Origin of the sequence: Novosphingobium resinovorum (genome assembly GCF_001742225.1) — a bacterium.
GTDB classification, from domain to species: domain Bacteria; phylum Pseudomonadota; class Alphaproteobacteria; order Sphingomonadales; family Sphingomonadaceae; genus Novosphingobium; species Novosphingobium resinovorum_A.
The window spans coordinates 681,172-693,843 of sequence record NZ_CP017075.1 but is presented as its reverse complement, the minus strand read 5'-3'; the positions used below and the strand labels follow the sequence as shown (position 1 = coordinate 693,843).

General features: G+C 66.1%; 11 protein-coding genes. 5 read left to right on the top strand and 6 right to left on the bottom strand.

All coding sequences use genetic code 11. The features are described from left to right. Positions 1-2 precede the first annotated feature (2 nt). Together BES08_RS03070 and BES08_RS03065 are read right to left on the bottom strand one after the other, a co-directional pair. Positions 3-530, bottom strand: coding sequence for a NuoB/complex I 20 kDa subunit family protein (locus tag BES08_RS03070; RefSeq protein WP_197524448.1), 528 nt, complete (start codon positions 528-530; stop codon positions 3-5). Between the two features lie 38 nt (positions 531-568). Further along, the gene (locus BES08_RS03065) at positions 569-943 is read right to left on the bottom strand and encodes an NADH-quinone oxidoreductase subunit A (protein ID WP_036522900.1); all 375 of its coding nucleotides are present in this window, start codon (positions 941-943) and stop codon (positions 569-571) included. Positions 944-1,374: 431 nt separating this feature from the next. Between BES08_RS03065 and BES08_RS03060 the strand changes: the two genes are divergently transcribed. Then, the gene (locus BES08_RS03060) at positions 1,375-2,568 is read left to right on the top strand and encodes an acetyl-CoA C-acyltransferase (protein ID WP_008833065.1); all 1,194 of its coding nucleotides are present in this window, start codon (positions 1,375-1,377) and stop codon (positions 2,566-2,568) included. Positions 2,569-2,845: 277 nt separating this feature from the next. After that, positions 2,846-5,641 (top strand): bifunctional diguanylate cyclase/phosphodiesterase, encoded by a 2,796-nt coding sequence (locus BES08_RS03055; protein ID WP_069707689.1) that lies wholly within the window; start codon positions 2,846-2,848, stop codon positions 5,639-5,641. Between the two features lie 10 nt (positions 5,642-5,651). Here the strand turns inward: BES08_RS03055 and BES08_RS03050 are convergent, their stop codons facing one another. Then, complete coding sequence (locus BES08_RS03050) at positions 5,652-6,128, bottom strand: SH3 domain-containing protein (RefSeq protein WP_069707688.1); 477 nt, start codon at positions 6,126-6,128, stop codon at positions 5,652-5,654. Positions 6,129-6,211: 83 nt separating this feature from the next. On the opposite strand from BES08_RS03050, the gene BES08_RS03045 reads away from it, so the two are divergent. From BES08_RS03045 to BES08_RS03035, 3 genes are all read left to right on the top strand, one after another. Continuing rightward, complete coding sequence (locus BES08_RS03045; protein WP_036522889.1) at positions 6,212-7,210, top strand: 2-hydroxyacid dehydrogenase; 999 nt, start codon at positions 6,212-6,214, stop codon at positions 7,208-7,210. A gap of 142 nt (positions 7,211-7,352) precedes the next feature. Beyond that, complete coding sequence (locus tag BES08_RS03040) at positions 7,353-8,651, top strand: ammonium transporter (protein WP_069707687.1); 1,299 nt, start codon at positions 7,353-7,355, stop codon at positions 8,649-8,651. 31 nt (positions 8,652-8,682) lie between these two features. Beyond that, entirely contained in the window at positions 8,683-9,159 is a 477-nt protein-coding gene (locus tag BES08_RS03035) for a DUF805 domain-containing protein (RefSeq protein ID WP_051586682.1), read from the top strand. Between the two features lie 21 nt (positions 9,160-9,180). Here BES08_RS03035 and BES08_RS03030 read toward each other — a convergent pair whose 3' ends face one another. The 3 genes from BES08_RS03030 to prfB form a co-directional block, all read right to left on the bottom strand. Further along, positions 9,181-10,587, bottom strand: coding sequence for an NAD(P)H-dependent flavin oxidoreductase (locus BES08_RS03030; protein ID WP_008830975.1), 1,407 nt, complete (start codon positions 10,585-10,587; stop codon positions 9,181-9,183). Between the two features lie 31 nt (positions 10,588-10,618). Then, positions 10,619-11,383, bottom strand: coding sequence for a class I SAM-dependent methyltransferase (locus BES08_RS03025; protein WP_008830976.1), 765 nt, complete (start codon positions 11,381-11,383; stop codon positions 10,619-10,621). Between the two features lie 110 nt (positions 11,384-11,493). Next, positions 11,494-12,621, bottom strand: a complete 1,128-nt coding sequence (prfB, locus tag BES08_RS03020) for a peptide chain release factor 2 (protein ID WP_036522883.1) — start codon at positions 12,619-12,621, stop codon at positions 11,494-11,496. Between the last annotated feature and the right edge of the window lie 51 nt (positions 12,622-12,672).

The window sequence follows — 12,672 nt, the reverse complement described above, 5'->3', positions numbered from 1 at the left end:
CCTTACCTCTCGACGGTGCCCACGCGGCGGATCTTCCGCTGCAGCTGCATCACGCCATATAGCAGCGCTTCGGCAGTCGGCGGGCAACCCGGCACGTAGATGTCGACGGGCACGATGCGGTCGCAGCCGCGCACCACCGAGTAGCTGTAGTGATAGTAGCCGCCGCCGTTGGCGCAGCTGCCCATCGAGATGACGTACTTCGGCTCCGACATCTGGTCGTAGACCTTGCGGAGCGCCGGGGCCATCTTGTTGCAGAGCGTGCCTGCCACGATCATCACGTCCGACTGGCGCGGAGAGGCGCGCGGCGCGGCGCCGAAGCGCTCCATGTCGTAGCGGGGCATGTTGACGTGAATCATCTCGACCGCGCAGCATGCGAGGCCGAAGGTCATCCACCACAGCGAACCCGTGCGGGCCCACTGGAACAGTTCCTCGGTCGAGGTGACCAGGAAGCCCTTGTCGGACACTTCCTGATTGAGATCCTTGAAGAACGACTGGTCGGGCGCGGTGATCGCGCCGCCGACCGGCGACATCGGGGCCAGAGGCTGGCCCGCCGAGTTAACGAGCGTGCTCATTCCCAGTCCAAAGCTCCCTTTTTCCATGCATAGGCGAGGCCGATGGCCAGTTCGCCCAGGAATACCATCATCGTCGCCCAGCCGGCCCAGCCCGTCAGCTTGAGCGACACGGCCCAGGGGAACAGGAAGGCAGCTTCGAGATCGAAGATGATGAAGAGGATCGCCACCAGGTAGAATCGCACGTCGAACTGGCTGCGCGGATCTTCGAAGGCGGGGAAGCCGCACTCATATTCGCTGTTCTTGTCTGCGCTGGGCTGGTGCGTGCCGGTCAGCCGGGCAACGCCCAGCGGAAGGAACACGATCACGGACGAAAGCCCAAGCGCGATCACCAGGAAGATGAGGATCGGCAGGTATTGCGACAGATCGGTCAATGTTCTTGCCTCTTACCGCGAATGCGACGTTGGCGGACTCGAATATGTCATGGTGAGCCCGTCAAGTTGGCGCGTCCTTAGGCCAGCCTACCGCGCCTCGCAAGGGTATCCCGGCACAATAATCCGCCATTCGCATTGCATTGCAACACGACAAAGTGTCCAATCCCGCAGTTTCCCGGCGCTTGCCCACCCCGAGGCGCCTGACGCAATCGTCAAGTCGCTTCGCGCAACCGGTTTATTGCGAATTGTTCGCGAAACGCGGCCGACATATCTTGGCAATCAGGCAAGGCTTCCCATCTCCTGGCCATCGTCCGAACGAAACCGGCGGGACGGTGTAGAGGCGGCTCGTACTGTCGCATCATTGCAATTGACGCAGCGCAACATTATCCCGTTCGTCAACTAGAACAGTCATCAGTGTGAAAGGTATGCCAATGGCCCAGATTTCGGCTTCCGACCCGATCGTCATCCTCTCTTATGCGCGCACCCCCATGGGCGGTCTGCAGGGCGTGCTGGCGGACGTATCGGCGACCGACCTCGGCGCGACCGCGGTGAAGGCCGCCGTCGAGCGTGCAGGCGTCGCTGGCGAGGACATCGAGCGAATCTACATGGGCTGCGTGCTGCCTGCCGGTCTCGGCCAGGCCCCTGCCCGCCAGGCCGCGCTGAAGGCCGGCCTGCCCAAGTCGGTGCAGGCGACGACCGTCAACAAGGTCTGCGGCTCGGGCATGCAGACCGTCATCATGGGCGCCGAGGCGCTGGCCGCCGGTTCGCTCGACGTGGTGATCGCGGGCGGCATGGAATCGATGACCAACGCCCCGTATCTTTCGAAGAAGCACCGTTCGGGCGCACGCGCCGGTCATGACACGATCTACGACCACATGTTCCTCGACGGTCTGGAAGACGCCTACGAAGGCGGCTCGATGGGCTCGTTCGCGCAAGTCACCGCCGACGAATACCAGCTGACCCGCGAGAACCAGGACGATTACTCGATCGAGTCGCTGCGCCGCGCGCAGGAAGCGATCACCTCGGGCGCCTTCGCCGCGGAGATCGTCCCCGTCACCGTGAAGACGCGCAAGGGCGAAGTCGTCGTCGATACGGACGAGCAGCCGCCCAAGGGCAACCCGGACAAGATCCGCACCCTGCGCGCCGCCTTCGCCAAGGACGGCACCATCACTGCCGCCAGCTCCAGCTCGATCTCGGACGGCGCGGCCGCCGTGGTGCTGACGCGCAAGAGCGTGGCCGATGCCAAGGGCCTGACGCCGGTGGCCACCGTCGTCGGCGTCGAGGCCCACGCACAGGAGCCGGCCAAGTTCACCACCGCCCCGGTCGGCGCGATCACCAAGCTGGTCGAGAAGGTTGGCTGGAACCTCGCCGACGTCGACCTGTTCGAAGTCAACGAAGCCTTCGCCTGCGTCGCCATGTTCGCGATGCACGACCTCGGCATCCCGCATGACAAGGTCAACATCCACGGCGGCGCCACCGCGCTCGGCCATCCGATCGGTGCTTCGGGCACGCGCATCATCGTGACGCTCATCAACGCGCTCAAGGAAAAGGGCCTCAAGAAGGGCGTCGCCAGCCTCTGCATCGGCGGCGGCGAAGCCACGGCGATCGCGGTCGAACTGGCCTGACGACAAGGAAATGCCCCCTGCCCGCAACCCGGGCAGGGGGCATTTCCTAACGCGCGGCGTGTCTTGTGGTGGGCGATCCGTGTCATCGTCATCCCCGCGAAGTCGGGAACCCCTCTCCTGACAGTTCCTGTTGCACCGGCATCAGCTGGGTCCCCGCCTTCGCGGGGATGACGAACGGTGTTTCAGTCAGACATGACCTCACTGCGGGAACAGAGTTAGGCCCGTGTTAACCAATCAACCCTAACAGCCATCAGGTTTCTGATGACTAGGGTTGCCGATGTTCGACGTTCTGCTGTGCATTCACGATCAGCATGACAGATGGTTTGTCCTGCTGGCAGCCGCGATCTGCGTCGTCTCCACCCTGTGCGCGGTGCAGCTGCTGCGTCATGCCCGTCACTTGTCGGGATCGGCTGCTCGCCATTGGATCGTGGGTGCGGGCAGCGCCATCGGCTTCGGCGTCTGGGCAACGCACTTCGTCGCGATGCTCGGCTACGGCCCGGGACTGGTCGTGGGATATCACGTTCCCGCTACCGTGATCTCGCTGCTCATCGCGGTGGTCATGACCTCGCTGTCGTTCGCGGTCTCCCTCGCCCTGCCGCATCGCAAGGGTTTCGCGCTTGCCGGCCTGCTCGCGGGCTCGGGCGTCATCGCGATGCACTACATCGGCATGTCCGCGATCGAGTTTCCCGCCGACATCCACTGGCGTCCCGCCTTCGTCGCGGTGTCGCTGCTCTTCGCGGTGCTGCCCGCCTGCCCCGCCCTCGCGCTTTCGGTCAAGGGGCGTTCGATTCCCAGCGCGCTGGCGGCTGCGGGCCTGCTGGCCCTCTCGATCGTGTTGCTGCACTTCACCGGCATGGCCGCGATGCAGTTGACGCCCGCGCCGCTCGACCTGCACGGCGGCACCCTGCTCTCCCCCGACAGCATGGCAGCCGCTATCAGCGCCGGATCGCTCGCCCTGCTCGCCATCAGCATCGCGGTCCTGAGCATCGCCCGCCGAGCCCGTCTGGTTCTCCATGCGACTGAGCGCGACATGAGCATTCTCGTCAAGGGCATCACCGACTGCGCCATCTACATGCTCGACCGCGACGGTCAGGTGGTCAACTGGAACGCGGGCGCACAGCGCCTGAAGGGCTACACTTCCGATGAAGCCGTCGGAATGCCGCTCGCCGCGTTCTACACGCCCGAAGATCAGGCCGACAACCTGCCCCGCCGCGCCGTCGCCGATGCCGCCAAGACAGGCAAGTTCAGCGGCGAGGGCTGGCGCGTCCGGCGCGACGGCACCCGCTTCTGGGCTCACGTCACCATCGAGAAGGTCGCCAACGAACTTGGCGAGCACATCGGCTTCGCCAAGATCACCCGGGACATGACGCGGTTCAAGAAAGACGAGGACCGCGTTCGTGAAATGACGGGCCACCTCGACGCGGCGCTGGCCAACATGCACCAGGGCCTGTGCCTGTTCGACGCGGACGGCCGCCTGCGCATTGCCAATCCGCGCTTCAACGCGATCTGGGGAATCGCCCCGGACACCTCCCTGTCAGGCATGAAGGCCGAAGCCGTCGCGGGCGCCGTTCTCGCCGCGCCCGCCGGGCGCTCGGCCTCGCGCGGGCGCCGCGATGACCTGCATCGCCATTTCACGCGCCCCGTCGCCGACATGGCCGCCGCGTCGGTCACCCTCGACCTCGGCGAAACCCTCGTCGTATCGATGACGAGCCGCGCGATGCCCGGCGGTGGGCGCGTCGTGACGTTCGACGACATCACCGAACGCCGCCGCTCCGAGGCGAAGATCGCGCACATGGCGATGCACGACAACCTGACCGGCCTGCCCAACCGCAACAGCTTCGCCCACTGGATCGACGCCGAACTGGAAGAGGCGCGCCACTTCGGGCACCAGCTTGCCGTAGTCATGATCGACCTCGACCGCTTCAAGGAAATCAACGACACCCGCGGGCATTCTGCGGGCGACGCCGCTCTGCAACATCTCGCCCAGCGCATGGTCGATGTGCTGGACGACGGCGAGATCGTCGCACGCCTTGGTGGCGACGAATTTGCCGCCGCCAAGCGCTTCCGCGACCGGAACGAACTCGATGTATTCCTGCGGCGCGTCGAAGAGTGCTTCGCGACTCCTTTCGGGACGGACGACAACGCCTTCCATCTCGGCGGCAGCATCGGCCTCGCGGTGTTTCCCGAGGACGGCTCCCGGCGCGAGCAACTGCTCAACAACGCCGACCTTGCCATGTACCGCGCCAAGGGCAGCGTCACCGAACGCATCGCCTTCTACGAGCCGGAAATGGACGAGACGGCGCGTGCCCGCCGCCAGATCGCCAATGACCTGCGCCATGCGGTCGATCGCGGCGAACTCACGGTGCTGTATCAGCCCCAGCATGAACTCGCGACCGGCAAGCTGTCCGGCTACGAGGCCCTGCTGCGCTGGCGCCACCCGACGCGTGGCCTTGTCTCACCGGTCGAATTCATCCCGATCGCGGAGGAGACCGGCGAGATTTTCCGCATCGGCGAATGGGTCATGCGCGAAGCCTGCCGCGAGGCGCGGTCCTGGCCGGATCACCTTAAGGTCGCCGTGAACCTCTCGCCCATCCAGTTGCTACAGAACGACTTCGTGGCGATCGTGCAGAACATCCTGATTGAGACCGGCCTGTCGCCGCGCCGCCTCGAACTGGAGATCACCGAGACCGCGATCATCGCCGACAAGCTGCGCGCCCTGCATTTCCTGCGCCAGATCAAGACGCTGGGGGTTAGCATCGCGATCGACGATTTCGGGACCGGCTATTCCTCGCTCGACACGCTGCACTCGTTCCCGTTCGACAAGATCAAGATCGACAAGTCGTTCGTGCTGCGATCACAGCAGAGCGTGGAGGCCTGCGCGATCATCAAGGCCGTCCTCGCGCTCGGCCACAGCCTCAACGTGCCGGTTCTGGCGGAAGGCGTGGAGACGATCGAGCAACTGGACCTGCTTCGGGAACAGGGCTGCGACGAGGCGCAGGGATTCTACTTCGGCAGGCCGGGCCTGTCCCCGAGCCTCATCGGCCAAGCGGCGGACAACCTGCAGGCCGGCTGAGAACCGAATCTCAGGGCTCCCCGGTGCCCCAAAGCTGCTCTTCGCGTACGAAGCCCTTGTGCCCGTCGGTGTCGAACGGACACCAGCCCTCCTTGCACTCGCCAAGCAGGCCGACCACGCCCGGCTCGACGCGCCAGAGCATGGCGGCCGCGCTGCTGCCCTTGGCGCGCATCTCGATCAGGCTGCCGTCCTTGACCATGGCCGCGCGCTGGCGGGACAGCAGGAGGTCGCGCATCCAGCCCTTCGAGCCCTCGGGGTCTTCCACCAGGCGCCACGGGCCTTCGCGGCGCAATACCTTCACCGGAAGATGTGGGCGGCGATAGACCCAGTCGATCCGGTACGAATCGCCCGGCCCTACGCGCAAGTTGGCGATCTCCGCATCGATCGAGGCCCAGTAAGGCACCTTGTCGTCATTGGCGGCGCGCGCGGGCTGCCCGGCCAGAAAGGCAAGGGCAACGAGAGGCAGAAGGAAGGCGGGACGGTTCATCGCGGCGATCTTACCGCGCGGCGCCGAGGCCCATCAAGGGTGCTTGACCACGCCCCTGTGGACGGCCTAGCCCATGTCCCGAAATGGACACCGCGCGCCCGCTCCCGCCCCGTCCCCGGGTGATCGTCACGCGGCGGCTTCTGCCGCAGGTGGAAGCACGCATGGCCGAGCTTTTCGACCTCGTCCCCAGCCCCGACGACAGACCGATGACACGGGCGCAACTGGAGGCGGCGATGCGCGATTGCGACGTGCTGGTGCCGACCGTCACCGACATGATCGACGCCGCGATGATCGCCGGAGCCGGAGAGCGCATCGCGATGATCGCCAGCTTCGGCGCGGGAACCGATCACATCGACCTCGCCGCCGCGCGCGCCCACCGCATTCTGGTGACCAATACGCCCGGCGTGTTCACCGACGACACCGCCGACCTGACGCTCGCGCTGATCATTCTCGTCTCACGGCGCTTCAGCGAGAATGCCAGGACCTTGCGCGAGGGGCGCTGGGAAGGTTGGGCACCTTCCTCGATGCTGGGCCATTCGCTCAGCGGCAAGACGCTGGGCGTCGTAGGCATGGGGCGGATCGGTCAGGCGGTGGCGCACCGGGCGCGGGCTTTCGGGCTGGAGATTCGCTACCACAACCGTCACCGCCTGCCCCCGGCGGTCGAGAACATGGTTTCGGCGCGATATGAGCCCGAACTCGACCGGCTCGTCGCCGAAGCCGACATCCTGACGCTCCATTGCCCGGCCGGACCGGAAACCGAGCACCTGATCGACGCGCGCCGGCTCGGACTGATGAAGCCGGGCGCGTGCATCGTGAACACGAGCCGCGGCCGCCTCATCGACGAGGAGGCACTGATCGCGGCGCTGTCCCACGACCGCATCGCCGCCGCTCTCGACGTATTCGAGCGCGAGCCGCAGGTCGATCCGCGTCTTCTGGCGATGCCCGGTCTCGTCGCCCTCCCCCACCTCGGCAGCGCTACGTACGAAGGGCGCGGCGCGGCGGGGCACAAGATCGTGACCAATATTCGGTCGTGGGTGGACGGCCATCGCCCGCCCGACATGGTGCTGCCCGACCTGATCTGAAATCGCAGGCACCGATCCACTTCGGGATCGCAACCCCTTGTCCCGAATTAGCTTCCTGATCTAACCCGGCGTAAAGGGTTCGGCCGCTATCGCGGGATCGAATCTCTTGAGGAATGACCGCGCGATGTTCAGGCGTTCGACAATGGCTGCTCGTCTGCTGCTACCTGCGGCGCTCGCCGCGCTGGCGCCGACGGCCGCCTTCGCGCAGGACGGGCGGCTCGACGTCGCGGACGGCGGCGACACCGCGTGGCTTCTTGCGGCCTCGGTTCTGGCGCTGTTGGTGCTGCCGGGCGTCGCACTGCTTTATGCGGGACAGGTCCGGGCGAAGAACGTGCTGTCCATCCTGATCCAGTGCGGTGCGATTTTCGCGGCGGCCTCCACGTTGTGGGTCATGGTCGGCTATACGCTCGCTTTCGGCGACCTGGCGGGAGGCTGGCTGGGCAAGGGCAATGCGTGGATGCTGATCGCGCTGGGCAACGTGCGCGCGGGAACTGCCGTACCGGAAAGCACCTATGCACTGTTCCAGATGGTCTTCGCCGCCCTAGCCCCGACCCTGATCGTCGGCGCCTGCGCAGAGCGGGCACGGTTCGGCTGGGTCGTCGCCTTCGCCGCGCTGTGGAGCCTTGTCGTCTACGCGCCGGTCGCGCACTGGGTCTGGGGCGGAGGCTGGCTGGCGCAAGGCGTGGGCACGCTCGACTGGGCGGGCGGGATCGTCGTCGATGTGACCGCCGGTGCCTCGGCGCTGGTCGTCGCGGTGATGCTCGGGCGGCGCAAGGGCGTCGTGCAGGGCCTGACCGCGCCGCATGCGCCCGCGCTCGCCATCGCGGGCGCTGCGCTGCTGTGGGTCGGCTGGCTGGCGCTGAGCGGAGGATCGGCCGTCGCCGCCAACGACGATGCCGCCGCCGCCATCATCGCCATGCACGTAGGCACCGCGGCCGCCGCCATGGCATGGCTTCTGGTAGAGCGGCTGACGATCGGCAAGCCGACCGCGATCGGCTTCGCGAGCGGCGCGGTCGCCGGAATGGCGACGCTGGCCCCGGCGGCGGGCTTCGTATCGCCGGGCGCCGCCATGCTGATGGGCGTGCTGGGCGGAGTGACCTGCCATTTCGCCATGCGGCTGGTGCGTCGCAAGCTGCTGATCGACGATGCCCTCGGTGTCTTCGCAGTGCAGGGCGTCGGCGGGATCGTCGGCTCGCTGCTGCTGGCGGTGTTCCTTTCGGAGGGTCTCGGCGGCGTCGGCTATGGCGAGGACATGAACCCGGTCGCGCAACTTGCGGCGCAGGGGATCGGCGTGCTGGTGGTCGCGGTATGGTCGATCGTCGGAACGGTGATCCTCGCGCTCATGGCGTCGCTGGCGTTCCCCATGCGGGTGTCGGAGGATGCCGAACGCGAAGGACTGGACAGCGCCACCCACGGCGAACGGGCATGGAATTTCGATTGACACCCACCCCCGCAAAACCGGAAATGCGGCGATGATCACCTATTTCCGGCAGGCTGGCCGCAGTGTCGCCCGCTCCCTGGACTTTCGGGGCAAGGCCGACCGCCGCGAGTTCGTCACCTACATCCTGATTTCACAGATCCCGGTCGCAGTGCTGGCCCTGGCGACGAGTTGGCTCGATCCCAGCCCTGTCCTGCGCGCCGTCATGCTGGGCGTACAGGTGAAGGTCGCTCTGCCCCTGTTCGCCCTGTCGATCCGCCGCTTCCACGACCTCGGCCGGAGCGGCTGGTGGAGCGCCCCTCTGCTGATCCTCGTCGCCCGCATGCTGCTGCTGGAACTCGTAAGCATCCTTGCCGGATGGAGCGTGCGCAGCGCGATCGAGGCCGTGCTCAGCTATGTCGACTGGTTGCTGACCTTGCCCGCCGTCGCCAGCTTCCTTGCAATGGTCGCCTGGCCGTCCCGCTCCGAAACCACAACGGCCGGCACGGATCGCTCCGTACCGGCCGCTTGAAAGCCGCGTTGTCCTGTCCGATCAGTCGCCGGTCAGGATACGATCCACCAGTTCCTTGACGGTCGGCGTGAAGCCATTCGAATAGAACGGGTCCTGCTTGAACTTATAGGCCGCGTGACCCGCGAACATCAGGTTCTCGTCGATCGGACCGCCGTGGGCGATGTCCTGCAGGGTCTTCTGGATGCAGAAGCTGCGCGGGTCGGCAAGGCGGCCAGTGGTGTAGTCGTCGTGGTCCTTCCACGAAGAGAAACCGCAGTGCGACAGGCAGCCCATGCAGTCGGCCTGATCCTTGCGGATTTCGTCGCGCTCTGCCGGGTTCACGAAGATGATCGTGTCGTCCGGCGTACGCAGGCCATCGGTGAAGCCCTGCGCCGACCAGGTCCGCGCGCGCTCCAGATCCTTGGGGGCGACCCAGAAGTTCTTGCCCTTCACACCGACGTCGAGACGCACGGTGTGCACGCCCGCCTCAACTTTCGAATAGGGGATCTGACGCTCCGAGCGCGCTTCCAGATTGCGCAGGAACGGGTTGCGCACGGCCGAAGAATAGAAGCCGGTGGGCGAGAAGCGGTGGAGCAGCACGTCGCCGGGCTCCAGCGTGCGCAGGTGGTCCTTCCACGCCTGCGGGATCGGGCTCTCGTGCGTCAGCAGCGGACGGGTGCCGTACTGGAACGCGATCGAGCCGAGTTCCGGGTTGTCGATCCATTCGTTCCAGTCACGCAGGAACCAGACGCCGCCCGCCATCACGATCGGCACGCTGTCCGGAACCCCTTCGGCGCGCATGGTGTCGCGCAGGGCCTTGACGCGGGGATACGGATCCTCGGGCTTGAGCGGGTCTTCGGCGTTGGACAGGCCGTTGTGACCGCCCGCCAGCCACGGATCCTCGTAGACCACCGCGCCCATCAGGTCGGCGACCTTGTGATAGGCACGCTTCCACAGCGCGCGGAACGCACGCGCGGAGCTGACGATCGGCAGGTAGTTGACGTTGAAGCGCGCCGCGATCTCGGACAGCTTGTAAGGCATGCCCGCACCGCAGGTGACGCCCGTGACCATGCCCCGGGTCTTTTCCAGAACGCCTTCGAGAATCTGCTGCGCGCCGCCCATTTCCCACAGAACGTTGATGTTGATCGCGCCCTTGCCGCCCGAAATGTCGAAAGCCCGGCGGACCTGCTCGACCGCGCCGTCGATTGCGTAGTCGATCAGTTCCTGGTGGCGCTCCTTGCGGGTCAGTGCGTTGTAGATCTGCGGGATGATCTTGCCTTCGGCGTCGTAGCTGTCGGCATTCACCGCGCTGACCGTGCCGATACCGCCCGCAGCCGCCCACGCGCCCGAACTCATGTGGTTCGTCGCGGCGACGCCCTTGCCGCCTTCGACCAGCGGCCAGACTTCACGGCCACCATAGATGATCGGCTTGAGACCCTTGAAACTCATTTTCTCTCGTCTTTCCCCAGGCTTTCGCGGCTCAGCCCTGCGATCCATTGGTTTTCGGCGGCGCTACCCCCGAAATTCGGCACGGCTTGATATCTGCCGGCGCAGGCCTTGCCCCTGCGGCTTCAAACTGCGCATAATAGCCCTGTAATTCGGGCTTGCGAACAAATTCCGTCAACCGATAGCCCACCGACGCAAATTCGCAGAAAAGCAGCGAAGGCGGCAGGCCATGCCCACCGGCGGGGCGATCGACATCCACGACCACCAGCTTACCGCCGGGACGCAGCGCCGGGCGCAGCCTCCAGAGGAAACCGTAAGGGTCGCCGACCTCGTGGTACATATGGACCAGGAAGATGCGGTCGAAACTCTTCTCGGGCAGGCTGGGATCGCTCGGGCGGCCCAGCTTGATCGAGACGTTCTCCAGTTCCTCGCGCATGACGCGCGTGGCGAGGCGTTCGTTGGCACCGCGATCGATATCCTCGCCCAGAACCCGGCCCTTCTTGCCGACGCGGTGCGAGAGGCGGACGGTGTAGTACCCCTCGCCCGCGCCGAGATCGGCCACGCTCATGCCGGGCGCCACGCCTGCAAGGTCCATTACCGTGTTGGCCTCGCCCGCGCTGTCGCGCTGGGCTTCGGTGGAGAACGTGCTGGAGGTGCTTTGCGCAACGGGGCGATCGGGCTTGGGGAACTTCGGCGCGCCCTTTTCCCGGCCGTCATCGACGGCGGGCTGCTGGCAGGCGGCCAGGCTCAACAGAGCAGGCACCAGCACGGCCGGAAAGAGGGTATGCGCGCGAAACATGCGGCCCCTTAGCGCCTGTGCGCCCGATTGGCAAAACGGTTGAAAGAGATCCGTCGCATTCATGCCCTCTCGCCCCGGCCACTGTCCCGGGACGAGACGGCCGCCACGTTTCAGTCGGCGTCTTCGACTTCGACCTTCTCGCCGGTCACGCGCTGCGACAGGGCCGCGGCCATGAACGGATCGAGGGCGCCGTCGAGCACGTCGTCAGGCGCGGTCGAGACCACACCCGTGCGCAAGTCCTTCACCTGCTGGTACGGCTGCAGCACGTAGGAGCGGATCTGATGCCCCCAGCCGATGTCGCTCTTGCTCGCGTGTTCGGCGCTGGCGGCTTCCTCGCGGCGGCGCATCTCGGCCTCGAACATGCGCGCTTTCAGCATGCCCATGGCGATTTCGCGGTTCTTGTGCTGCGAACGGTCGATCTGGCTGGCGACGATGATCCCCGAGGGCTGGTGCGTGATGCGCACGGCCGAATCGGTGGTGTTGACGTGCTGACCGCCCGCGCCCGAAGCGCGATAGGTGTCGATCTTCAGATCAGACGGGTTGATCTCGATCTCGAAGGTATCGTCGATCACCGGATAGACCCACACCGACGAGAAGCTGGTGTGGCGCCGGGCCGCGCTGTCATAAGGGCTGATGCGGACCAGGCGGTGGACGCCGCTTTCGGTCTTGGCATAGCCATAGGCGTTTTCGCCCTTGATGAGCAGGGTGCAGCTCTTGATGCCCGCCGCTTCGCCCGCGTGATAGTCGACCAGCTCGACCTTGTAGCCGTGGCGCTCCGCCCAGCGCGTGTACATGCGCTGAAGGATTTCCGCCCAGTCCTGGCTCTCGGTTCCGCCGGCCCCGGCGTGGACTTCGAGATAGGTGTCGTTGCCGTCCGCCTCGCCCGAAAGCAGCGCGGTGACCTTGTCCTGATCGGCGCGCTCGGCCAGCGCAGCGAGCGCCGACAGGCCCTCGGCGATGGTTTCCTCATCGCCTTCCATCTCGCCCAGTTCGACGAACTCGACGGCATCGGCCATCTCGGCGCTGATCGAGTTCACCGCGCCGATCGCGGCCTCGAGACGGCGACGTTCCTTCATGACCGCCTCGGCCTCCTTGGGCTTTTCCCAAAGGGTCGGGTCCTCGACGCGCGCGTTCAGCTCGTCGAACCGGCGCAGCGCGCGGTCCCAGTCGAGGAACTTGCGGACCAGCGCGAGGGCCTTCTCGATACGGACAATGTGGGCCTGCCCCTCGGCACGCATGGCGAAAATCTCCGATGAGCCGGGATCACGACCGGCCTGAAACAAACGAGC